We start from the raw sequence: 21,278 nt of genomic DNA on the forward strand, positions 1-21,278 counted from the left end.
GAGCAACTGCGGTGCGGCTATGATCCGATCGGCTTCCATGAGTTGGAAGCCTGGACCAATTCCCCTGCCGATTGGGAACGCGCTAATGCGGATGGATGTGGTTAGACATAACCTACTTCTTGCCGAGACAGCTGATCAAGTTTCCGAACGACCGTTGTCGGATGAGCTGTTCGACGCCCCGTTTTAGAAGGTAGGATCTTGCCGCTCCTCGATACGAGGGGCGGCGGTTGGCTTTAGGTTAAACGTGACGGTAGTAAGCGTCTCGACATCTTTCGCCGTCCCCTTGACCAAGGCTTTTCTGCCATCTTTGAAAAGTATCGACATTACGCGGTGCTGTTTATTGCCGCCACCGAGCGCGCCTGCAAGCAAACCAACTGGACCTAAGGCAATTGCGCCAACAGCGCCCCATCCAACTTTCCCGAGGATGGATGCCTTGTTTTGCTCGCTAACAACCTCGAAATCGGCAATCTCTGACAGCGGCAGACGATCGTAACTAAAAAACCCCTTCTGGAATACTAACTCCCGAGGGCCAATCAAAACCTGAATTCCGTCTTTCCAATCACCTGCAAGCAACTTCATGTCCACCTCCCACTCATTGGCCAATCGATACAACCTTCACCCTTGAGAGGCAAAAGATATGAACATTGGTGCGATTCGAATATTGAGCGCGATTAAATGCGCTGTTTATCCGGCTTTGCGCAACTGGTTGCTGAGCGCAGCAGCGGCTGCTGCGCAATCAACTCGGAGATGAGGGCAGAGATAAAATCGACTATCACGATCACCTCGACCAAGCCCTCTAGGCGGCAAACGACAGCTTATCGATATTGGCCCGAATGAACGTGATTAGACCTAGTGCTGAGGGAAGCCCTTGCAGTGATCCCGTTCCATCGTTCGAGTAATCGTATGGCCACTTCACCAATCTCGTCGTGACAGTCGTTCCTTTCACCATCTCGGCGACATAAGTACCGGTTACACATCCGTCAGTGTCTGTTCGCTGAGACCGACTCTTGTCGACCCGTATCTCTCCAGTTCGTCCGGGGAAGTCATGCCCGAGAAGGCATACCCAACGTGGCGATGCTCCGAAATCATACGAGATGAATATCCTTGCCTCATGCGACGTGAGACTGCAGTCGCGGCGATCGTTCATTGCATCTTTTTGACAATCGATCGACCAGCCGTTGAGAATGTCACCCGCAGGATTCGCAATGGAGCCGCTACCGTCCGGATACATGGTGTACTTAAGGCCATCAGGCGTGGTTCCCTGCCGTGATGGCCCCACCACCAACCCGGGGTTGGTTGTGGGTGGGGACGGTATTATCCGCTCGCCTGGCTGCCAGCCGTCGCTGACCGCAGGCGTCGAAGGTAATTTCGCAACGTCCTGCGCTGTCACGGAACCATTGCAGCCGCCACAGATCATTATTGCTGCCACACTGGCGGCGAGAGCTCGTTTCATCCTCTTAGCCCTAATGGCTACTGTTTGACGATGACGACTTCACGTCTGCCGCCGAGGGCGAGCACCAAGCCGATAACAATGAGTATCCCGCCAAGGAAAAACCCGATAACGGCCGACGCGCCAGTCATCAACGTTCCTGCAATTCCCGCGCCTATCGCGGTGGCTGCATCATTGTTGGAAGTGGCAACCATGTCAGTTGTGACGCGGCCCGACAGCAACAAGACCGATAGCGGCAACGCTAGAACCGAGACGCCGAGGAACAAAAAACCACGACCAAATGCTCGACGAAGCGATGGGGCAAAGAATCCCAATAGCCCGCCCACTAAGATTACGACCCAGAGCAGACCTGCCGAGCGCGTGTCGCCCGGCTGCCCGCCGAATGCAGCCGCAGCAGGTGACAGGGCAAGCCCGCTTGCCACGCCAAAAATCAGCCCAATGATAGTTCGAACAACTGCTTTAAGAATACCCATGTCCCGCCTCTAAGCAAAATCGATAAAGTATAGCTGTGGTGCGCCTATTTTGTCGCGCAACCTTGCTTCATAATCTCTAGAGTTTCTTCAAAGCCGATGATCGGAAAAACGCCGGATTTCTTGTCGGTCTGGTATGGCACCGGCGCATTGGATTTGCTGAATATTCCGATCAAGGCTTCGCTCGGTTTGGCGTCAGCAATCTTGTTGCCGCCAAACCCCTCAACTTCAGTCGACACGAAACGCACTTCCTCGATTCCGTCGCTGCCTTTAAACCTCGCCACGACATCGTTGCCGAAGGTCATCGCACTTGCTTGGAAGCCAACACGCGGCGAACCCGCCGTACACACGAGGAACACCAACGCAGGATCGATAGACATCCCCTCGGTCTTTTCAACGACCTTCCCGACAGGGAACGTCCTGCCCGCAAATGCGTCATGATGGAATTGTACCGTCCAGCCCGGCTCGGCGTTCGAAGCCGCCTGTGCAGGTATTCCAGAGGCGACGATAAACACGGCCGCCATTAACACTTTTCTGAATTTCACGATTTCCCCCAAAGCCTCTCGAAACATTCGACGAAACTGCTCGAGAGTTCAAGTACTACGCTGCCAAGTCTTCATATTCCTTGGGCGCACGTCGCTGCAGAAGGGAACGAATGGATGACCTGGCAGGTGGCTTCGCAAACGCAGCTTGCCACCAAAGTGGAGCATTGCCGACCTCTTCTGCGGTCAGGAAGCCCTCAAAGTTGTCATCGTACTCCACCTCGATTTCCGGCATTTCATGCTGGACAGCCTCGAGAATGCAAAGGGCTGCCTGGTCAGCGACATCCTGGGCAGCAGCCGCAGGAAGAGTGTCCAGCACGAAAATGTTATGGGCATCTGCGAACGCCTTGGTGACCTTCGAGGCGATGTCGTCGGCGGTCTCGCCCTGGTGGAACTTGACTGTAGCAGTGTGCCGAAGACGGCAGCCCTCGCGACGGAATTCGACCGCGACCTCGTTTAACGCCTGCGGCGGGGCGAGCGGGATTGAGTCGTTACCACTAGGATTCGAGATGTGACAATTTCCATTGAGGATTGTTAATTGGGTATTGTCACATCTCATCTCAGGTTTGGAATCCAAGCTAAAACAAGAAAATTGAAGGAAGAGGTGATGGGTGGGGTTTGTGCGTCGGGAATGAGCTTTACGCAACGTTGGATATGACCCGAAGTGCCCTTGCGACACGTCGAAGAGATCCTTCACGCGATCTGGCACGACAGCATTTTTCGCATCCATCGCCCATCGATCAAACTCATCGGGCATTACCGACGACCACTGAAACAGACTGGTCGGTTGATAACCGAACTCGGCCAGCGGAATGCTGGACAAGACAAACATTGTCAGAGGCTCATCGCCCGCCCTGTGGATCGGCCTTGCGCGCGCGAGGCACTGAACCAGTTCTTCCTCACGGATCTGCCTCAGAACGAGGTCCACCAGCTCGTCGGGATGCATAGAAACCTTTACAGTCACAGACCGTCCATCCTTCGCAACCAGTTCCTGTTCCTTGCGGTTCCACTGTTCGAGACCAGTGAGGATTTGCCGTTCGACGTTCGCGAAAATGGCCCTGGCCTGGCTTTCCACATCTAGTGGTGATGGTTCCATGCGAGCTGCGACCGCGATTGCCCGGGTGTGTTTCCATCGATCGACGCCGCGGACCCCGTTTGCATGCGCTATTGAGAACGAGCCATCGATCGCCTCGACAATCTGCTCACCCTTCTCCGATCGCCATCCCTTCGCCAGACCAGCTGTCAGCCAGGCTTCCTCGTGGAGGCTCTTATAGCCAATGAACAGCGGCCGACGATCCTTGCCATCCAATTGCTTCGCGAGGACTTCTATCTCGGTCCATTCGGCAAGCTTCTGCATGAACGAGTAGACCTCCTTCATGCGTTGATCAGATTCCCGATACATCGTCATTGACCCCGTCCGGTCGCAAACCTGCGCGATCCGAACCGAGGCGGGCAGCTCGACCTGCATCGATACGAAATCGAATTCTGGGAAGAATTGTTCGATGATGCGGTCATTTGCGGAGGCGTCGATCATCAAAACAGGCACCTTGCCGTACTTGATGTCCTTCGGCCCGTACAGATAAGCCATGTCTGCATAGCGGGTATCATGCCCCTTACCGATGGTAGCGTTCAGCTTAATGCTGAGGCCGTTCATGGTTTCTTTGTTACGCAGGGACACTTCAATGGAGAGGCGCTTCCAGAAAGCGGCAAATGCCAGGGCGTCACGGAATAATACCTTTGATGCCAAATCGCGCTGCGTCGCCTCAGGCATGCCCGCATGAATCGTCTGCTTTTCCAGGTTCAGGTATTCCAGCGCGCTCAAACCGCGGAAAAACTTGGAGGCCCGCAGCTGAAGAAGCTCGGTCTCGGAATCGACAACCTCGCCCCAAGCCGCTTTCGACTTCAGCTCCTCCTCGGTCTCGGTGAAAAATGGAACCCAGACATCGTCGACATCATCGTCTTTTGTGGGGCGGTTTTCCGCAAATGCAGCCAGGATGTCCTCGATCAGGAGCTCACTCGTTGGTACCAAACCCTCGAAGATCATCTGCTCTTCAATCGGCATTCTGGACCGTTCGATGGCCTTCCTAAGAGCTGTTTCGACAACATTAATCCCCACGGCCAAATCAACCTCATCCCTGCTCCGTGAATGCTCCCCGTTGCGGTAGCGAGCGGCATCCACTGGCAACTGGCGAGGGCGCAGCAGGTCAGTCAGGACGACCTTGCGGGCATTTGAGGAAGCCGCGACGGCAAAGCTCTCATCAATGATGACCATGTCGATGAGATCGGTCTGCCTGAGCGCCTCAATCGGGGTCGTGAGGTATGCATACGTGCCGACGACGAGACCTGGCTGGCGGTCTTTCATTTGCTGGAAATAGAGACAGGCACCCGCGAACGGGCATTCCCGCTTCTCAAAGACCTCCTTGCCTCCTTCAAATTCACCGGTTGCAACACGGGATTCACAAAGAGTCTGCGCAACACCATATCCGGCCGCAGACAGCGTTTCGGCTATGTCTGACTTCATGCACATCTGCTGCCCGCCCTGCAACTCACCTGGACGCAGAGCTGAACGACCGCGGAATGTGCGAGCGTTGATGCCAGCGGCACAGGCTTTGCCGACCAATTCGTCAGCCAGCTCGAGCGTCGGCACCAAATACAGGACACGAAGCTTCGCAAGGATCGGAGCCAGCGTCCCATCGTTATAGATATCGAAAATGCTGGTCGATTTGCCTAGCGACGCGGGCGCACGGATTGCCAGGCGGGGAGGGAGGTCGCCCTCACTGTGATATTCGACGAATGCAGTCGCGTTGCGGAAAAAGGCTGCGAGCTCACCCTTGAGGACCAAAGAAGCCGCATTGGGCTTCAAGAGGGGATAGTCAGACCTAGTTCCATATTTTTGTTTGGTTTCAGTCGGCAAAAAATTGGCATGCATTTCCTTTGGCTCCCGCAAGGGAACCGGACGCTTAAAGACTTGGAATGCCTTGCAAAAACTTGACTTATGCTGACCTGAATGCCAGACTCACGGGTGTGTAAATGCCGTGGGTTTTGTCTGGATAGAAGGGGCTGGTAATCCCTTCGCTTCTTTCAGATCGGAGCTAAAGCTCTGAAATTTAAGGAAATCCTGCTTAATTCACACTCCGGTTCATCGTTTATTCGATGGGTCGTTTGAACAGAGAGGACTGCTTCGAGAAATCGGGCAGTCCTTTTTGTTTTCAACATCCACTCCGTAAATGGTGTGGTTGATAGCGGCATGTGTCAACAGTGATTTATATTTTCGAATACTGATGTCTCGAAACCATTGGCTTGCAAGGTGTTCAGGCAGCTAAAGCAACTTGCAGATTGGCCTGCGGGAGGTGCGCGATAACCGCCGACGGTTTTCTAGTGAGCACTGCGGTCTTCTTTGGCGGAAAGTTGGTCTTCAATCTCGCCAGGTTGGCTTCGTAAGTCCGCAGGGATTGCTGCATGGACGTTCGGCGTTCGGCCATGTCTGGAACCAGTTTCTGCAGGACGTCGATGAGCCGCTCCTGCGTGCCATCATCTCGCTTCCAGACTGAAAACGAGGAGTGGGAGATCGAGCATCGATAGTGTGTGGCCAGGTGGAGAGCTAGAGGTCGCTGCCATTGGGAGCCGAACATGGCCACGGCAAGGATCTCCAGCACCCTAAATCCGTCGTCAGACTCGATCTTTCGGGTACGCATGTCGGCCGATAGTTCGGCTTCCCAAGCTGCAACGAGTTGCTCGGCACCAGTCAACGCATGGGCGAAGGCCTTCGCCTTGGCATGCATCAGATTTCCTATGGTTTCGAGCCTTGGGATCATCCTGTTTGGCCCGGGATTCACCACGCCCGCTTCCCAGCGTGCGATTGAATCGAAATCGATCGGCGTTTCCGCTTCGACGACGGCCTTCCAGCTCGGTCCAAGGATGACGGGTGCCGCAGTTTTTACGGCTCTCCAGGCTCTATTCTGATCCCACTTCAGTAACATATCGCGACCCCTCTTTGTTGTTGTCGTTGGGGCTGCTCAACTGCATTCGTTGGCTCCTCCTGTAAAGATATGCTCTCGTGCTGACCCGAAAGTGTCAACCGTGTCGAGCGCTCATAAGGGATGCCAAGCCGTTGATTTCGCATCTCGAGTCGTTGTGAAACAGTGGCCTCGACCCAGACGGGATCCTTGGACTTAGAATAGGCAACCTGGAATTCCCTCGACATCGGAGTGACTGTCCCGAAAGTGCCCCCGTTGCCGATTGAACCAATCTCGACGCAGAATCTGCCTTTGGCATCCTTGGGATAGAACTGAATGGAGGCACCATTTTCCTGTTGTAGGAAGGAAGTGTCGCCTGGGCCTCGTTGCCGGGTGAGGAACAGTTGTGCAGCCTCTTGGGCAGCCCCGAATTCCGCAGGAGTGACCGCGACGTCTGTGCCAGGATATTTGAGTTGAATGCGGCGGTTGATACGGGACAGGTCGTACCGACCTCCAACACTTTCGTATGCTCTCCAATTCGTCATATTGGAGCTCCCAGACCCGTTGTACGGGCCGCTTTGCTACTATTATTGTCGCCGGCGGCGAAATATCGAAATGGAATTCACAAATGGGTGCCGAGCGAAGGCCGAGGAGCGCCGCTCAACTGGCTAGCTAAGACCTCTTTGTCTCAATTTCCTGTTCTGCTCGAACAACGGCAACCAACATCGGCAGTTGATATCGGCAAAAACTTGATATGAGCTGCTTGAAGTGCTTTATATTCAAACCTTTGAGAGTTGCGGAAGATCGGCAAGAAATGAGCTTAATCGAGACCCCATCGCGGATTGAGCCGCTATTTTTTGAGGACAGCATCCCCGCTGGGCTCGCCGATCTCACTGTCGATCTCCAGCGTGAAGCAGGCGATCTCGGCCGCGGTCTTCATCCTGAATCTGCTGGTGAGTTGGCTGATCTCGTCAGGATGATGAACTCATACTATTCGAACCTCATTGAGGGCCACAACACCCGTCCACGCGACATCGAACGGGCATTGGCAGGTGCCGAGGTCGAACCCGAACGACGGGCTCTCGCACTCGAGGCGAAAGCCCATGTCAAAGTGCAGCGTGAGATCGACGCCATGCATCGACATGGTGAGCTGCCCAGCCCAACATCCATCGATTTCATCAAATGGATACACGGCCGCTTCTATGCGGAGATGCCCGACGAATTCCGGTTCGTTGAGCGTCCTGACGGCACAACGATGGAGATCGTGCCTGGCGAATTCCGAACCTCGGCCGACCAGGATGTCACAGTCGGCCGCCATCAGCCTCCGTCCTCCGACAGAGTGCAGACATTCTTGGAATGGTTCCAGAAGCGGTTTGCCATGGCTGAAAGGCAAGCAAGCGGCAGAATCATTGCCATGGCTTCTGCTCATCACCGACTGAACTTTATCCACCCGTTTCCAGACGGCAACGGGCGCGTGTCCCGCTTGATGTCCCATGCCATGGCACTAAAGGCAGGCATCGGAGGGCAAGGGCTGTGGTCGATCTCTCGCGGTCTCGCTCGTGGTCTAAAGGACCGTGGCGAATACAAACGTATGATGGATCACGCCGACAGTCCCCGGCAAGGCGATCGCGATGGACGTGGAAACCTGTCCGAAGCAGCGCTCAAGGACTTCTGCGCCTGGTTCCTGACTGTCGCACTCGACCAGGTCCGCTTCTCGACCACGATGTTCGACCTCGATCGCCTTGAGGATCGCTATCGCGCACTCGTGCGCGACACCTCCGACGATAAGCGTGCTCCCGATCTAATCTCGGCCGTCCTGAAGCATGGATCACTGGCTCGAGGGGAAGCGAGTTTCGTGCTCAAGACATCGGAGAGGACTGCTCGGAACACTTTGAACGAGCTGGTTAGGCAGGGCTTCCTGAAATCGGACAGCCCGAAAGCACCAGTCCGGATCGCATTTCCGTTGGATTTTCGGGAGCGCCTGTTTCCGAACTTGTTCACCGACGCTGAGGTGAATGTGCCCGAGCTGCCAGATCCGGCGCTTAGGCCTTAGACAACATAAACACGCAGCCACAGGCGAATAGAAGCGAGATCATAATCCTAGTGCGAGGACCGAGATGGTCGAGCAATGTATGCCGCGCTCGCATCCTGGACGCGCGCCGCTTGACTTAATTGAAATGAAACTTGAGACGACAATGATTACGATTAGATCTTCCCGCCGCCGCGATGGTGAGCGCGCAGTCGAAATCTGGCGGGGCGCAGTCGATGCTACACATGATTTTCTATCGCCGCAGGATCGCCTTGCCATCGACGAGATGGTGTGCGGCTTTCTGCCCCAAGCGCCGCTCTGGCTGGCCGTGGATGCTAATGATTACCCGCTCGCCTTCATGCTCATCGACAACGGACACCTAGAGGCACAGTTCGTCGATCCAGCTTGTCGCGGGACTGGAATTGGCGCTGCGCTCGTGCGCCACGGCCTTGAGCTTCATCCAAAAATGACGACCGACGTCAATGAACAGAACGGTCAAGCAGTTGGCTTCTATGAAAAAATGGGGTTCAGGCGTACAGGCCGTTCGCCTCTCGACGGGCAAGGCAGGCCTTATCCGCTCATCCACTTGGAATACACAAACTAATTTGATCGGTCGCCGATACACGATCGAGGAATCCGGAATCTCTTCCAGCTATCGGTGACAGCCAGTAAATCAAAAGGCCGCAGAAGCCGCCTTGGAGCACCCCGCAGGTGCAAGGTTGAAACCCCCAACTGAGGGACGTCGCGGCCGCGGCCGCTGGCCATCGACTAGCATCAGCCAATTGGCTACTCCAGGGAAATCCTGATGCCTAGTGTATCAGTCAGGTCTTCCGACTTCCTGAATATCCATTCGCCGGGCACCGATGGCACGGGTCGTTCCATTATTGGCCTATCGGCCTGCAACCGGTATTCGACCGCCCATGTTAGGTGAAGTCGCAGCAGGTCCAGCACAATGGATTCTGGCGGCGAGACTGGCCACTTCCCCATCCAAGAATTCACAGTCGGCAGTGCTCGCCCCGTCATGTCGGCTAACCTCTGACGCGGAAAATTCAGACCGCCAACGAGCCAATCGACCAGTCTCTTTCGGTCATCCCTCTCGAGCATTGGCGACGGGCCCGTCTCCTGCAGGCTTCGCCGATATTCCGTCCATGCTGCTTTAGCTACGTCCTGAGCTGCCAGAGCGAACCTCAGGTCCTTAGGAAGGGTGACCCTTGCAACGCCCAGATACCCAACTCGGCCTGGCAACCTGACCTTTGCACTCTCGCCTTCCTCGATCAGCCTCAGATTGTATTCGGCCAAGATTGCAGCGCGAAACTCCATCTCGGACAACGGGGTCGCAGCCTCGACGGACTTGCCGATAGCCAGCGAAGCCTGAGCCTGCGACAAAACTAGAGCGGACATCTGGTCTAAGATCTCGCGGGATGGCGCGATTGTGTGCCAGGTCGTGCTCCAGGAGGCCAAGGTGTGCTTGGATTTGCCCAGCACGGGAGCCAGTTCGCTCATTGAAAGACCCAGGCATGAAGCCAGGCGCCTGAACTCTGTTTTTCTGAGAAAGCCGCCCTCGCTCTGGCCAACGCTTACATGCTCAGCATCGAGAGCAGCTTGTTCCTCGTCGAAAGCTCGTTCAGCATCGCTCGGCCGCTTGAGTTTGATCGTCACGACGACGTCTCGGATTCTTGCTCTTCGGATTCACGCTTCTCGCGGACTTTTTTCTCATATTCTTTGCGTTTAGGCCGTCGAGCCGCGGGAGCGATTTCAACTGGGATTGGGGCGGCCCTCTTTTTCTTCGAAATATGATCGGCGATATATCGTGAAACAGTTGCCTGCGAGACCCCGAGCTCGCGCGCTATCCCAACTTGCGTCGTGCCTTTATCGAACAGCTTTCTGAGTTCGGCTATTTGTTCCTCAGACAGTGATGGGCGGCGACCGCCCTTGTTTTCGGTTGTCTTGAGGCCGAGTTTTGTTCGCTCGGATGCCAAGTCGGTTTCCATGCTCGCAAACATCTCAAGCATCCGAAGCTCAGTTGACCCAGGCGCAAAACGGGTTTCGATTTTATTGGGCCGCACCGACCAGTCGTCTGGAAAAACGCGATCTTCTAAAACAACGAGTATGACGTCTTTAGCCAGCAACGCCTTCACGATGTCGAGCAAATGCCTTGCGTCGCGTGCGATCCGATCGACACTAAAAACGTAGAGCTCAGCACCCTTCGGGATTGTCTCGAGCAACTTCTCAAGCTCTGGACGAGACCTAGCCTGTCCAGCGACTTTCTCAATGACAATGTAGTCGTTTGGTACCGCATATTGCAGGGCCATGATTTCTTGATCGGGATCAGGCTCCACTCCCGATATGCGCGCGTAACCATATCTCACGATAAACAAACCTGGTATTGAATGACGGTTTCGCATATGCTATAAGCATATTCATATCATTAGATCGGCGGTTTTCATAGGAACGGGATCGGTTATCCGGAACGAAATTTGAGCTTGAGGCTCAATTCACCTCCTTGAAATCGACGGCAACGGAGGAGGGGGTAACTGATGGCACGTAAAGGGGAACCTGATCTATCAGCCATGTTTGCGATGACCGCCTTGGGCGGCATAATGGCAGCCAATTTTGGGATGGCGGCAGCAGCAGGCCTTGGCGAGGCCATCGGCGCAACTGTCCGTGCTGCGGTCAACGCGAAGCGCGTGAAAGACTGGGAGGCCAGACTTCAGGAGAAGACGTCCAACATCCAGCACCTGCTGGGGCACCTCGACGAACAGCGTCGCTCGGGCGCGATCGGCGTCCACACCAACAAGAAGGCCGTCACGGTGTACCTCGACCTCAGCCAGCAGTTTCAGGCAGCTTTCGACAACTCGGCCGATGGCATCGACTTGTATTATGCCCTCGACGACGTCGAGCAGAATGCCCGCGGCTTGATCACCAACCTCGAGCGCGAAGCAAATTTGGAGGCGGTCGCTCGGATGAACGTACTACGCCGCCAACTCTCGGCTGGAAATCTGTCGGCGGAAGTGGCTGCTTGACGCTTGCATAGTTTGATGTCGAAACTCAGGTTCACCGATAACAAAAAGGAGGGTGAACTATGAAACGATTGTCTAATTTCTACATATGTACGATGAATCGTCTTGCCGATGGCGGAGTCTGGTTTGACTTCATATTCTGGGTATTACTATGGTTCGGCGTGATCGGGCTGTTCCGACATGACTATATAAAATCTGATCTGCATATTCCGTTTTGGATACTGCCGGAAGCATTTTTGCCAGCGGCCTGCGGGGTGATGGTTTTCAAATTTGTCTTTCTCTGCCTGCGTACGGGCGTTGGAGAGGAGCAAAAGGCACCCGCCCCGAACCCCAGCTGAAACAAGCCAGGCACCAAACAGAAAGGGCGGTTCGTAACCGCCCTTCTTCATTTCCGGCATTAGGTAGCAAAGACCACCAGATCAAACCCCAGGCAAATGCTGGGTTCCCAATCCAGTTAGGAGAGGGAATTTGAGGCTAGTTATCAATGACTTAAGGAGGAGGAGGGAAGCACTGCGTTTCGAGGCGGAAGAAGCTGAAGCCCGCATCAAGGTTCTGGCGGTAGACGTTGCCGCCAGCGAAAGGGTGATCCAGGTCTATGAACCGTCCCTTGCTCCCGATGCGACGAAGAAAGCTTTCCGGTGCAAGGAAGCCGTACAAATGCCGGAACACCTGGCCGAGATGAACAAGTCCGAAGCTCTCGCGATTACGACATTCGAAGTTCGCGCGCCCTAATTCGATGGCCTTAGACCGCGTCTTGGAATGCGGCCACCGAATTCTTGGTCGGTGGAAGGAGAGATAATATCGGAAGCATTCCGGAGAACTAAGGGGAAATCAGAATCTCTTCAGACGGCTCATCAGGTGTCCTTGAATGGTCCTCTGTTTCGTCGTCGCCAGGGGAACGGTCGGTCTTCAGGTTGCTGATCATCTGACGACAGTAATATGTCACGTACCCTGCGATTTCTGTGTAAACGCCGGATTTCAAATCGGACGCTTCCATTTCCTTCACGACACCAGGTAGCGCCTTAAGCGTCGCCGCCGACAACTCTGCTACCCTGCGCCTGACAGCGGTTGCTGAAAGCCCATTCTCTTCCGAGAACTTATCCCAGTGCCTCCCATGGATGTGCGAGCCGCGTTGCTTCTTGGCGATCTTCATTGCCAGGTTGCGGGTTACGCCAGGATAGATGTCGCCATTCATCACGTCATAGATTGGTGCCATCGACACCTCGCCTGGCCTGATGAGAATGGAATAGTTTTTGGCATGGGCATCGACGTTTCCGCACAGCACATTGAACAGCATCATGTCGAGGAAGCGTAGCTTGCTGAGCACGGCTGCCGATGTCTGGGTCAAGGCATCCATGCAATGTTTCAGGCCGGGACCGGGCTGTGCAACGTCCTTATTCCATTCGTATTTCAGATATGGCGGAAACCCCGTTGCCTGACAAAGGTCTTCCTGGTGAATGCGGCGCACCCGCCGCTGCTCGATCACACGGTCATAGCGTTCGACAAGGAGGTAATCGATGTCTTCGACGCGTCCGGTCGAAGCCTTCGCCGCAGGCAACCCAACCGCGGCTGCGAGACGAAGACAGACTGCCTCGTTTTCCACCGATGCAGGGAACTTTGTGTTCCGGGGTTTGAGGATGTGCGTGCTGGCCGCACCATCGAGCGCCAACCCGATACTTCCGTCATTGTATCTCACCACCGGAAGCTTGTCTTGCGCTCCGGCGGCCGACATGTGTACTCCGTCCTCGCCGACCAGCATCGGTCGCTCAGGAAGGCGTCGGATCACTTCGGCTAGTTCCTTTTCGCTCAATCGACGATAACGGGGCTTCAGCTCTGCGATATCGATCCCACTTTTGCGAATGTCGAGTGCGCCTGGCAGATCGCGGCCCATCTCGCCGAGCATTGCGAAGACATCCAGCTCATGAACCTTGAGTATGCTGCCGACCGTGGCGAGTGCGTGCCCTTCCGGGAGGAGGTTCAGAAACCACGGATACACGATCGAAGGCTCATGATCTTTCAGAGAGAGAGGCATAGTGGTCGAGATCGGAAAGCTGGATTTGGAATCGATCCAACTCCAGTCGTACCGGAACGCGAGATCCAGGACGGAATTGCTGCGCCGCTCTACATGCCCAACTAACTGATCCTCGAACCAGACATCGAGCTTTTCGCCCGTCATGCCATCTTCACGCGTTTCGGTTCTCATGGGTTCGGGAACTCCATGTCGTCGTCGATTTCAAGTTCAGGCTCGTCGTCCCGCTTCGATGAATGAACCGGCGCGCTGGTGGCGGTCATCTGAATTCCCAGCACATCGAGAAGGCGCAGCACCTTCCCAACCTGGCAGGTCTCTTTCCCGTTCTCGATATCGACGATGAACCTGATGCCCACATTGGCCACCAGAGCAAGGTCGGTCTGCCTAAGTTGTAACGCTTGCCGACGATCCCGGATCAGATTTCCAAGAGAATGGGTATCAGTGACGGTGTTGACGAGCATGACATCCTCAATTTCCCGATCGGTAAATAATGGCTACGAGGGAAGCTGAAGTCAAGTCGAATTTCCCGATCGGGAAATTCAACTCGTCAGCGCAGCCATTTCGGCTGAAGATTTACCGATCGGGAAATTATGCACATAGCCAAGAGTGGGACGGGGCTCATACCTAGTACGAAGGCACGAGTAGATCGGAAAGGCTTTCAATGGATAATTCAATGAAATGTCGCCACCGGGTTACATTCTAGCTGCAAATCCGCACCAATCCTAACCGCAAATTTGCAATTCTTAGCGCAATAGATGGTCTTAAATAGAGCCTACTTTTCGTTGTGAAATCAAATAATTAACATTGTTTCGGTGGCGTTTGCTACCGAATGCCGTTCATTTCTGCAGATATTCCACCTTCAATTTCCTCATCCCATCGCGAGACCAAAACTCGGTGTTGCCGCTAGCCGACCGCGAGGCTGCTGGTCATCCTTGTCCTTCTTGCGACCGCGGTTCAGGAGGCCCTCGCTCGCCATTTCCTCCACGATCGATAGGTTCGATTTTGCGAGGTGCAGACGAGTTTCCTTCGGGAGGTGACGGGTCATTGCGCCCTTAGCCTTTGCGGTCTCAGCCAGCACGAAATCTAGTGCCGCGACGGGATCCATGCTCTGAAGCGACGCGAGCGTTTTTTCATCGCAAGCACGCAGCCAGGCCTGTTGAATGGGCCGCATTTTACTGAGGTCGAAATCCTTGCGCTTGTCGGCCGCTGTGCTCGCGAAAGCCAACACGGTCTCGATCTGGCCCAACGCCATTTTATGGGCCAACGATAGCCCCGACTCCCCTGATCCAGCTGGATTGGATGCATCCTTGCCAGGCTTCGGAGGAGCTTTGGCGACCATATTGCTACCCATGCCGCCGCCAGATCCTAGCCCGAAAAATCTTAGAAGCGACATCACCATCTGAATGAATACCTCAAGCATCGCTTGTAGCGCTTTCAATGGTATCGTGGCCGTTTGCAGTGCCTTCTTCATTTTATCCTCCATTACGCAATCGATTTAACTAACGTTGGCCGATCAAACTGCAAACCACAATCAAACTATTTTTCGAATACCCCTTGCGCCGATAGCATCCTCCTCCAACAATTACGAAACGCAATACATGAATAAAAGGAGGACCCATGGATCAGCAGAACGATAAACTTTCCAGGAATCTTGCTCTCGACTTGGAGTGGACACAGCAACACCAAGACATTTTGAATGAAGCGCTCGCTATAGACGAACCTGCCGACGATCTGGACCGAGACTATGCAGCGGATTATTTAGAAGATGAGATGATTCCAAGGCCCAACTATGGTGAGTTCCGGCACGATCCCATTTCGGACACTCATTCCGTCACTCTGGCCATCCCGGAGTCCATCGATTGCGACTACGATGTCCAAGACCTGTACGATTTAGGCGTCAAAATCTCATGGGGCGAGGTCACCTTAGACTTCGATATTGATGCGAACGGCAAGCCTTCCGTCATTCATACCAATGGCAAGGATTCGTTTTCAGGACGCTTTGAAGAAGAGATGGTGCAGCATTATCGGACGGAAATCGACGAGGCTGCTCTTACATATCATGAGACAATAGCGGCCGCGGAAAGCCGTGGAGCCGATGCCGAAAATCTCAACCTTGATGACGTCCAGGCTAAGCTTGAACAGCTTGATATGACTGTCGACCGCATTAGCCCGGCCGAATTCGTCATCGACTACAGGATTGGCACCGCTGGCTATGAGGCAGGCAACGCATCCGATCCTGCCTCCGCGAACGTGGTTGCCAATCTGCAGGAGGCTTTGATTGTAGCCAACGGGATGGCAAGCATCCGTGATCGCGCTCTTGAGTTCATCCATACCGATCTCGAGACACAGCACCGGGGAAGCGAAAAAACCGAATACTGCGTGCTGTCGGCTGACGAACTCAGGCGCGTGCAATTGGCCCACAAAGGAGAGAGCGAATACCAGGAGTGGGCCACCACAACGAATAATCGCCATGTGACCGTCATTTTCACCGAGGATGGCTTAGCGGCATCTGACGCCGACGGGGCATCCTTCCGTGTCGTCAAGGAAAACTCAGGTGCTCACCTGGCCGAGGTGAAGGCCGAATTCGCCGATCAGGACATCTCCATCCAGCGCCAGTCGTCTGGAGAGATCTCGGTCGACTTCCGCCAAGGCACCTTCGGTCACGTGCGAGGCAGCGAGGGGTCGGCAGCTGTCACACAAGACGTTTCGTCCGCAGCCCAGGAGGCCAGCTCAAAGGTTGAATGGAAAACACGTGAAAAGGCCACTCTCGTAGAGCGCATAGCAGCAGCAGCAGCAAATGATCACGACTGTTCGCCCATTGAGAAGCCTAAACACGAGCAACCTGAGATCGAGGACGCTCAAAAACAACGCGCGCTAGCGGTCGCATAGATTATCGGCCAACAAATGACAAAGCCGAGCTATGCGCTCGGCTTTTTGATGCGTATCTCAATTTTATGCATTCACCATTCTTGGACAATCTCATTATATTAACAAATAACTCTTGTTACTTTCGCCGCCAGAACTCACACTTTTGTTAGACGATGTTTATTCATCGACAAATGAGTGAGGGAAACATGAAACTATTCAAAAGAGCGGCGGAAGTCGCCACCAGAGTGGATTCGGATGACGAAGTTTTGGAGCCGTCCGAGATTGACGTTCCGAACGCACTCAAATCGTCCAGAGCTGCGCAGGCAGAAGCCAACAGCGGTCGAAGGGGGAAAGGGGTTGCCTTCTTCGACGGCTTTTCGCGCGACATCGATATGGTCGCAGGTGAGGGCCAAGTGCTTTTCGTTCAAATGTCGAATTTTCTTCGGTCAACAGTGTTTTATGGGCCTGTGCTTGCAATGGGTGTTGCTGCCTTAGCGATCACCAGCTGGATGGTGTCGGCCGCCCCATTGGAATTGATGTCGACCAGGACACCAGGTAACGCCGCCAATTTGTTACAGTCGACGATCGGCTTCGACCCAAATTCTGCAATCACTCTCCCAGATGGCACGCAGGGTCATGTTCGCTGGGCATTCTTGAACAATTTGCCAGCTGCTCGTACTGGCAGTCTCAATGTGGCGGCCTTTAAGGAGGCTGTCGAACTTCATCAGGAAGTAGCTGCTGAAAACGGCGCGGCTCTCAAACAGCAGCAGAGCAAGATCACCGAAATTAGCTCCCTCGAGAGCCAATACGGCCAATTTGACACCCGTCTTTGGAAAGCATGGCAGGATGCAAAAGCTACTGTCGCTGAGGTCAAGGACACGACGCTTCCAACCGTCCCCGCGATAGGCTTCTGGAAATCCCACAGCAATACCGAGGCTATGGCCGCGACAGGCATCGTCGCGAGGTCTGCCGACGGTACTGAGTTTGTCGCCGCTGCTTATATCGATGGGGTGCCAAGCATCAACCTGATGACTGGATCAGGATGTTCGACCGTCATCGGGGCCCCTCTTTCCGAAAGCTGCTCAAGGCTCACGGCATCTGATGCAGTGCCCGAAATTGTTAGGAGCATGTACGCGCCTCCGATCGAACAGCATGTTGAAAACGCGCAACCCAGCGGCATTCCTGAGCACTGGTATCTCAATCTCCCGTCGTCAGATCAGTCAATTTCCCTAAATGATTTCGACACCACACTGATGTTCCTTCAGGAAAACCTGCGACACGAATCTAGGTTCTCGTGGAACGCAAAGGTTTGGGAGGCGGCCGCTTCACTGTCTGCCTTCCCTCAGACCGTGATCGCGCAAGGCCTTTGGAAGAATCCGAGCGCCATCAAGGCTATGGAAACTGGGACCGTCATTTCGACGACGGGCAAGCAAGACGAGTACGTGGTCGCTGCTTTTGTCGATGGCAAGCCAGCTGCAAGGCTCGTCACCCGTGGTCATTGTCGGACCATCTTCGGCCCTGAACACGGCGACTGCTCCGCTGGTGACATCAGCGCCTACGAGCAGTCGGTCAGGTCGCTGTACAATGCCCCACCTGCTTCGGCTCTGGTCGCACCATTTTCGTTCTACGGGTCTGCACCTTTCCACGGCGATGCCGCGATGGATCGTGAAGGGTATTTCGGCTTCTTCAATGCCGTGCTTCGCGATTTCAGCACGTATGGCGGATCACGCGAGGGATTGAGCAAATGGCAGGCCGTAGCAAAGCTCGACAAGCCTGCTCACATGGCTCGCCCACTGGGCTTCTTTACCAATGAAAAGAACGTGTCAGCCCTGTCGACTGGTGGTGCTGTCATCCTGCCAGAAGGCAAAGACGACACGTTCCTGGTGGCCGCTAATGTCGACGGCAATCTCAACCTGAACATCGTTGAAATCCGCGGCCGAAGCTTCGCCTGCTCGGTTGTCTTTGGGCTGCCGTATGTCGGTGAGTGCCAATACGAAGACCTCGGCCGTCACGCCGACCTACTGAAGTCGCTCTTCGCAAAGCAATAAGAACAAGGAGGAGGAACTCATGTTGAAGAAAATTAGCGAGAAAACTGCCGCCGCCAGGGACCGCTATGGTGCCTATATCGACCGCCAGATCACCAAAGGCATTCGCAGGGTCGCAAAACGCACTCTCGAGCGGAAGGGTGGGATCCAGAACAACGTCGATTACCTGCTCGCAGGCAAGGCAAAGGAGTTCGGGGAAGCAGAATTCGGCGAAATCGCCCCTTGGATGTTTTACGAGGTGCCTGCCGATATGCGCGTGCTCCCAGTGTGGGACGGTCGGCTTCCCAATGGCGATGACCCGACACTGCTGGGCTACAGGCACGTGACCGCTGCTGACATCACGGCGATGGTCCGTGAAGCTTTCTCAAAATCGTGGAAGTCCGCTAAGTTCATCGTTGCTGGCATCTCCAGCTTGGCCGTGGCAGCCAGCATCTACAAGAGCGGCATGGACATGCCCAGTTGGTCCGTTAGCGAATGGATTTGGGAACTACCCCTTGCGATGCAGTTTCACGCCGTTACGGCAAGTGCGATCGTCTGGGTAGTGGATTTTATTTCCAGGATTATTGGTACTGTAATCAACAGCGGATCATCGTTGTTAATTGGCCTCGCATTTACCGTCGCAGCGGGCGTGCTCGCTATCCCGCTTGGCATGATTTCGTCACTGAACAAGACCTGGCTTCGATACAAGCATGCCCTTACCCATCACTTGTCGCTTCCAACCCGTGAAGGCATGTACCTCTGGAAGAACACGGGAGTAGACAGAGAAAAGGTCATGGAGGCCTATGCGAAAGCAACCTACGACGCGATCGGCCGATTAAAGGACCTCCCTTTCATCAAACTCGGAACAGCAACAGGCATATTTGCCGACCGCGGCTACCGAGGGGCCTCGCAAGGCGGGAGTGTAATCGGCTGGGATGGAGAAAGCCTTCGCCAGCACATGATCTGCTTCGGCGAAACAGGCTCAGGCAAAACCCGTTTGTTCCTGATTCCGGTCTTCCGCCAGGTTTTCGAGGCCGACTGGAAAGGCCACAAGATGGGCGCTGTCATCTTTGATGGGAAGGGCGAGTTGCCGTTCGTTCTTCGCAACGCGCTTCCGCCTCATCGCAAGAAGGACTTCATCCTCATCGGCACCGAAGATGGCGCTTTCGGTATCGATCTGCTGGCTTCAATGTCACCAGTTGAGGTCTCCGACGCATTCCTAATGATCGCCACGCAGATGGCTGGCCCTGATAACTCGGGTGGTAAGTGGATTCTGGGTGCTGCCAACGCCATCAAACATGCTGCATTCATGGCAGAATTCTTGGAGAAAGATGCCCGAGGAGATATCTGGAGAGGTCGTCCATACAAGCCGTATTCGCTGCTAGGGCTACTGGCTTTGACTACGGAGCCGAGCTTGTACGAAGCAATATCGAAGAAAATCATTGATGGCTTTGACAACCAGCAGGCTGTCTATCCTGATGAGCTAGTGGGAGCTGCTCGCTTCTTCCAGGAGACTTGGAAGACGTATGCGCCAGAAACCCGTTCTTCCTATCAGTCCAACATCACCGACACGCTCGATCAGCTCAGCGGCACCAAAGAGCTCGCGACGAAATTCGCATCCGGTAAAATCGATGGCGTCAATTTTGTCGATCTGGACGAAGCGTTCGACGGCAAGATAATCGGCATCGGAATCTCAGGAACCGAGGATTCCAAGCCAGGGCTGATCATTGCAAATTGGATCAAGAGCCGCCTGTACGTCCTTGCACAGCGCCGCATTACAAAGGCTGCCAAGGCTGCGGAGATCCTGACCCGCGTCGAGGAATGCAAAGCCGTCTTCGACAAACTGAATGCTCGTAGTTTAGAGCTGACCAAGCTGCGAAACCTCCTCGATCGCGAGGTCGATAGGGGCATCCAAGCATTCAAGGCTTTATTTCCGAGCGAGAAGGGGACGCTCGACACAGCTGATATGAAGAATCTGACGATTATTGAGCTCAGAGACATTTCAATGGGGCTTCGCCAATTTACGCGCGAGGTCCGCGATCTATCCATTGCTGCACCGTCTCCAGAATTTTTGGCTAGCTGCCCGCCTGACAAAGCAGAGTCTTCTCGCCGCAACTATGGGCGCGTTCAGAAACGAATTGCTGAGCTCATTCACATTCGCGATCAGCCCACCAAGTCCTCGGTTATGGCCCTCTTCGACGAGTACCAGAGCTTCGCGACCACTGGAGAAGGTGGAAAGGCAGACAGCTCGTTCCTCAACGTCGCCCGCGCCTCCGGGGTCTTTGTAGTAGCCGCCACTCAGTCAATGCAGGCGCTATATCAGTCGCTTGGCGTAATCGCTGCCAACAACATAATGAATAACATGGTCTCGAAAGTCGTTTTCCCGACCAAAGACCCAGACACTCAGGAGTATTTCATTAAGCTCGCAGGTGTTGGCTATCGAGGTCATACCTACGCACCGAACTTCTACGCAACATTCGACCGCCTTCTTCGCATGCGAGGTGACAGCAAACCGTCACTACCAGGCATTAAGCTAATTGACGCGCTTGTCCCGAGGTTCACCGACGGTCTTCGTAACCAGAACCCACTTGCGGGTCGGTTTCAGGATATTGACGTTGGAACTCGGATGAGTACAGAGGTCGCAAAATCTGACAACGAAGCAAGTAACGCCAACGAACAGCACAATCGTTTCGTCGCAAAAGAAGATGCGATTCAGCGAGAAATGCAGACAGGTGGCGACGCTCCATACATAAACACTACCGACATGATGCAGTTTACCAAGGGTCACGCCTTGGCCTTCGTCAGCCGCGCTGGCCTTACAAAAGTTGACTTCGTAAAACTCGACTAGCACGGATTTCGCTGTCGGCCATTTGCGCCGACAGCTTTAACA

General features: G+C 54.5%; 18 protein-coding genes. 8 read left to right on the forward strand and 10 right to left on the reverse strand.

The window, feature by feature from the left end:
- Positions 1 to 183: 183 nt before the first annotated feature.
- The 5 genes from AC1DLV_RS22720 to AC1DLV_RS22740 form a co-directional block, all read right to left on the reverse strand.
- Positions 184 to 579, reverse strand: coding sequence for a hypothetical protein (locus AC1DLV_RS22720; RefSeq protein WP_476802411.1), 396 nt, complete (start codon positions 577 to 579; stop codon positions 184 to 186).
- 891 nt (positions 580 to 1,470) lie between these two features.
- Complete coding sequence (locus tag AC1DLV_RS22725; protein ID WP_476802412.1) at positions 1,471 to 1,923, reverse strand: hypothetical protein; 453 nt, start codon at positions 1,921 to 1,923, stop codon at positions 1,471 to 1,473.
- Between the two features lie 44 nt (positions 1,924 to 1,967).
- Complete coding sequence (locus AC1DLV_RS22730) at positions 1,968 to 2,465, reverse strand: hypothetical protein (protein WP_476802413.1); 498 nt, start codon at positions 2,463 to 2,465, stop codon at positions 1,968 to 1,970.
- Positions 2,466 to 2,520: 55 nt separating this feature from the next.
- Positions 2,521 to 5,391, reverse strand: a complete 2,871-nt coding sequence (locus tag AC1DLV_RS22735; protein ID WP_476836251.1) for a hypothetical protein — start codon at positions 5,389 to 5,391, stop codon at positions 2,521 to 2,523.
- 382 nt (positions 5,392 to 5,773) lie between these two features.
- Positions 5,774 to 6,442, reverse strand: a complete 669-nt coding sequence (locus tag AC1DLV_RS22740) for a hypothetical protein (RefSeq protein WP_476802415.1) — start codon at positions 6,440 to 6,442, stop codon at positions 5,774 to 5,776.
- Positions 6,443 to 7,232: 790 nt separating this feature from the next.
- Between AC1DLV_RS22740 and AC1DLV_RS22745 the strand changes: the two genes are divergently transcribed.
- The gene (locus AC1DLV_RS22745) at positions 7,233 to 8,471 is read left to right on the forward strand and encodes a Fic family protein (protein WP_476802416.1); all 1,239 of its coding nucleotides are present in this window, start codon (positions 7,233 to 7,235) and stop codon (positions 8,469 to 8,471) included.
- A gap of 142 nt (positions 8,472 to 8,613) precedes the next feature.
- Positions 8,614 to 9,051, forward strand: coding sequence for an acetyltransferase (locus AC1DLV_RS22750; RefSeq protein WP_476802428.1), 438 nt, complete (start codon positions 8,614 to 8,616; stop codon positions 9,049 to 9,051).
- A gap of 182 nt (positions 9,052 to 9,233) precedes the next feature.
- On the opposite strand, the gene AC1DLV_RS22755 is transcribed toward AC1DLV_RS22750, so the two are convergent.
- Together AC1DLV_RS22755 and AC1DLV_RS22760 are read right to left on the reverse strand one after the other, a co-directional pair.
- Entirely contained in the window at positions 9,234 to 10,106 is an 873-nt protein-coding gene (locus AC1DLV_RS22755; RefSeq protein ID WP_476802417.1) for a hypothetical protein, read from the reverse strand.
- Positions 10,103 to 10,852 carry a recombinase family protein gene (locus AC1DLV_RS22760; RefSeq protein ID WP_476802418.1) on the reverse strand — a complete coding sequence of 250 codons (750 nt, stop codon included), beginning with the start codon at positions 10,850 to 10,852 and terminating at the stop codon, positions 10,103 to 10,105. Before AC1DLV_RS22760 ends, AC1DLV_RS22755 begins: the two co-directional genes overlap by 4 nt.
- Positions 10,853 to 11,017: 165 nt before the next feature.
- Between AC1DLV_RS22760 and AC1DLV_RS22765 the strand changes: the two genes are divergently transcribed.
- From AC1DLV_RS22765 to AC1DLV_RS22775, 3 genes are all read left to right on the forward strand, one after another.
- Entirely contained in the window at positions 11,018 to 11,470 is a 453-nt protein-coding gene (locus tag AC1DLV_RS22765; RefSeq protein WP_476836252.1) for a hypothetical protein, read from the forward strand.
- Between the two features lie 59 nt (positions 11,471 to 11,529).
- Positions 11,530 to 11,805 carry a hypothetical protein gene (locus tag AC1DLV_RS22770; protein ID WP_476802420.1) on the forward strand — a complete coding sequence of 92 codons (276 nt, stop codon included), beginning with the start codon at positions 11,530 to 11,532 and terminating at the stop codon, positions 11,803 to 11,805.
- A gap of 130 nt (positions 11,806 to 11,935) precedes the next feature.
- On the forward strand, positions 11,936 to 12,199 hold the full coding sequence (locus AC1DLV_RS22775) for a hypothetical protein (RefSeq protein WP_476802421.1): 264 nt from the start codon (positions 11,936 to 11,938) through the stop codon (positions 12,197 to 12,199).
- Positions 12,200 to 12,287: 88 nt separating this feature from the next.
- On the opposite strand, the gene AC1DLV_RS22780 is transcribed toward AC1DLV_RS22775, so the two are convergent.
- The 3 genes from AC1DLV_RS22780 to AC1DLV_RS22790 all read right to left on the reverse strand — a co-directional run bounded on the left by AC1DLV_RS22780 (position 12,288) and on the right by AC1DLV_RS22790 (position 14,967).
- On the reverse strand, positions 12,288 to 13,670 hold the full coding sequence (locus tag AC1DLV_RS22780; RefSeq protein ID WP_476802422.1) for a HipA domain-containing protein: 1,383 nt from the start codon (positions 13,668 to 13,670) through the stop codon (positions 12,288 to 12,290).
- Positions 13,667 to 13,957 carry a helix-turn-helix transcriptional regulator gene (locus AC1DLV_RS22785; protein WP_476802423.1) on the reverse strand — a complete coding sequence of 97 codons (291 nt, stop codon included), beginning with the start codon at positions 13,955 to 13,957 and terminating at the stop codon, positions 13,667 to 13,669. Before AC1DLV_RS22785 ends, AC1DLV_RS22780 begins: the two co-directional genes overlap by 4 nt.
- Positions 13,958 to 14,364: 407 nt before the next feature.
- The gene (locus AC1DLV_RS22790; RefSeq protein WP_476802424.1) at positions 14,365 to 14,967 is read right to left on the reverse strand and encodes a hypothetical protein; all 603 of its coding nucleotides are present in this window, start codon (positions 14,965 to 14,967) and stop codon (positions 14,365 to 14,367) included.
- A 146-nt stretch (positions 14,968 to 15,113) separates the two neighbouring features.
- Here AC1DLV_RS22790 and AC1DLV_RS22795 point away from each other — a divergent pair, with 146 nt between their 5' ends.
- From AC1DLV_RS22795 to AC1DLV_RS22805, 3 genes are all read left to right on the forward strand, one after another.
- A complete protein-coding gene (locus AC1DLV_RS22795) occupies positions 15,114 to 16,385 on the forward strand; it encodes a hypothetical protein (RefSeq protein ID WP_476802425.1) in 1,272 nt (423 codons plus the stop codon).
- Between the two features lie 185 nt (positions 16,386 to 16,570).
- Positions 16,571 to 18,412 carry a hypothetical protein gene (locus tag AC1DLV_RS22800; RefSeq protein ID WP_476802426.1) on the forward strand — a complete coding sequence of 614 codons (1,842 nt, stop codon included), beginning with the start codon at positions 16,571 to 16,573 and terminating at the stop codon, positions 18,410 to 18,412.
- A gap of 19 nt (positions 18,413 to 18,431) precedes the next feature.
- On the forward strand, positions 18,432 to 21,236 hold the full coding sequence (locus tag AC1DLV_RS22805) for a TraM recognition domain-containing protein (protein ID WP_476836253.1): 2,805 nt from the start codon (positions 18,432 to 18,434) through the stop codon (positions 21,234 to 21,236).
- Positions 21,237 to 21,278: the final 42 nt, after the last annotated feature.

The sequence above is a fragment of the Aminobacter sp. 01T433 genome (assembly GCF_056398585.1).

What these genes read in the sequence shown, in the direction of transcription:
- AC1DLV_RS22780 (WP_476802422.1), bottom strand. Translation starts at nt 13,670, where the DNA reads ATGAGAACCGAAACGCGTGAAGATGGCATGACGGGCGAAAAGCTCGAT.
- AC1DLV_RS22760 (WP_476802418.1), bottom strand. Translation starts at nt 10,852, where the DNA reads ATGCGAAACCGTCATTCAATACCAGGTTTGTTTATCGTGAGATATGGT.
- AC1DLV_RS22745 (WP_476802416.1), top strand. Translation starts at nt 7,233, where the DNA reads ATGAGCTTAATCGAGACCCCATCGCGGATTGAGCCGCTATTTTTTGAG.
- AC1DLV_RS22725 (WP_476802412.1), bottom strand. Translation starts at nt 1,923, where the DNA reads ATGGGTATTCTTAAAGCAGTTGTTCGAACTATCATTGGGCTGATTTTT.
- AC1DLV_RS22785 (WP_476802423.1), bottom strand. Translation starts at nt 13,957, where the DNA reads ATGCTCGTCAACACCGTCACTGATACCCATTCTCTTGGAAATCTGATC.
- AC1DLV_RS22735 (WP_476836251.1), bottom strand. Translation starts at nt 5,391, where the DNA reads ATGCATGCCAATTTTTTGCCGACTGAAACCAAACAAAAATATGGAACT.
- AC1DLV_RS22765 (WP_476836252.1), top strand. Translation starts at nt 11,018, where the DNA reads ATGTTTGCGATGACCGCCTTGGGCGGCATAATGGCAGCCAATTTTGGG.
- AC1DLV_RS22805 (WP_476836253.1), top strand. Translation starts at nt 18,432, where the DNA reads ATGTTGAAGAAAATTAGCGAGAAAACTGCCGCCGCCAGGGACCGCTAT.
- AC1DLV_RS22790 (WP_476802424.1), bottom strand. Translation starts at nt 14,967, where the DNA reads ATGAAGAAGGCACTGCAAACGGCCACGATACCATTGAAAGCGCTACAA.
- AC1DLV_RS22740 (WP_476802415.1), bottom strand. Translation starts at nt 6,442, where the DNA reads ATGTTACTGAAGTGGGATCAGAATAGAGCCTGGAGAGCCGTAAAAACT.
- AC1DLV_RS22750 (WP_476802428.1), top strand. Translation starts at nt 8,614, where the DNA reads ATGATTACGATTAGATCTTCCCGCCGCCGCGATGGTGAGCGCGCAGTC.
- AC1DLV_RS22720 (WP_476802411.1), bottom strand. Translation starts at nt 579, where the DNA reads ATGAAGTTGCTTGCAGGTGATTGGAAAGACGGAATTCAGGTTTTGATT.
- AC1DLV_RS22795 (WP_476802425.1), top strand. Translation starts at nt 15,114, where the DNA reads ATGGATCAGCAGAACGATAAACTTTCCAGGAATCTTGCTCTCGACTTG.
- AC1DLV_RS22770 (WP_476802420.1), top strand. Translation starts at nt 11,530, where the DNA reads ATGAAACGATTGTCTAATTTCTACATATGTACGATGAATCGTCTTGCC.
- AC1DLV_RS22800 (WP_476802426.1), top strand. Translation starts at nt 16,571, where the DNA reads ATGAAACTATTCAAAAGAGCGGCGGAAGTCGCCACCAGAGTGGATTCG.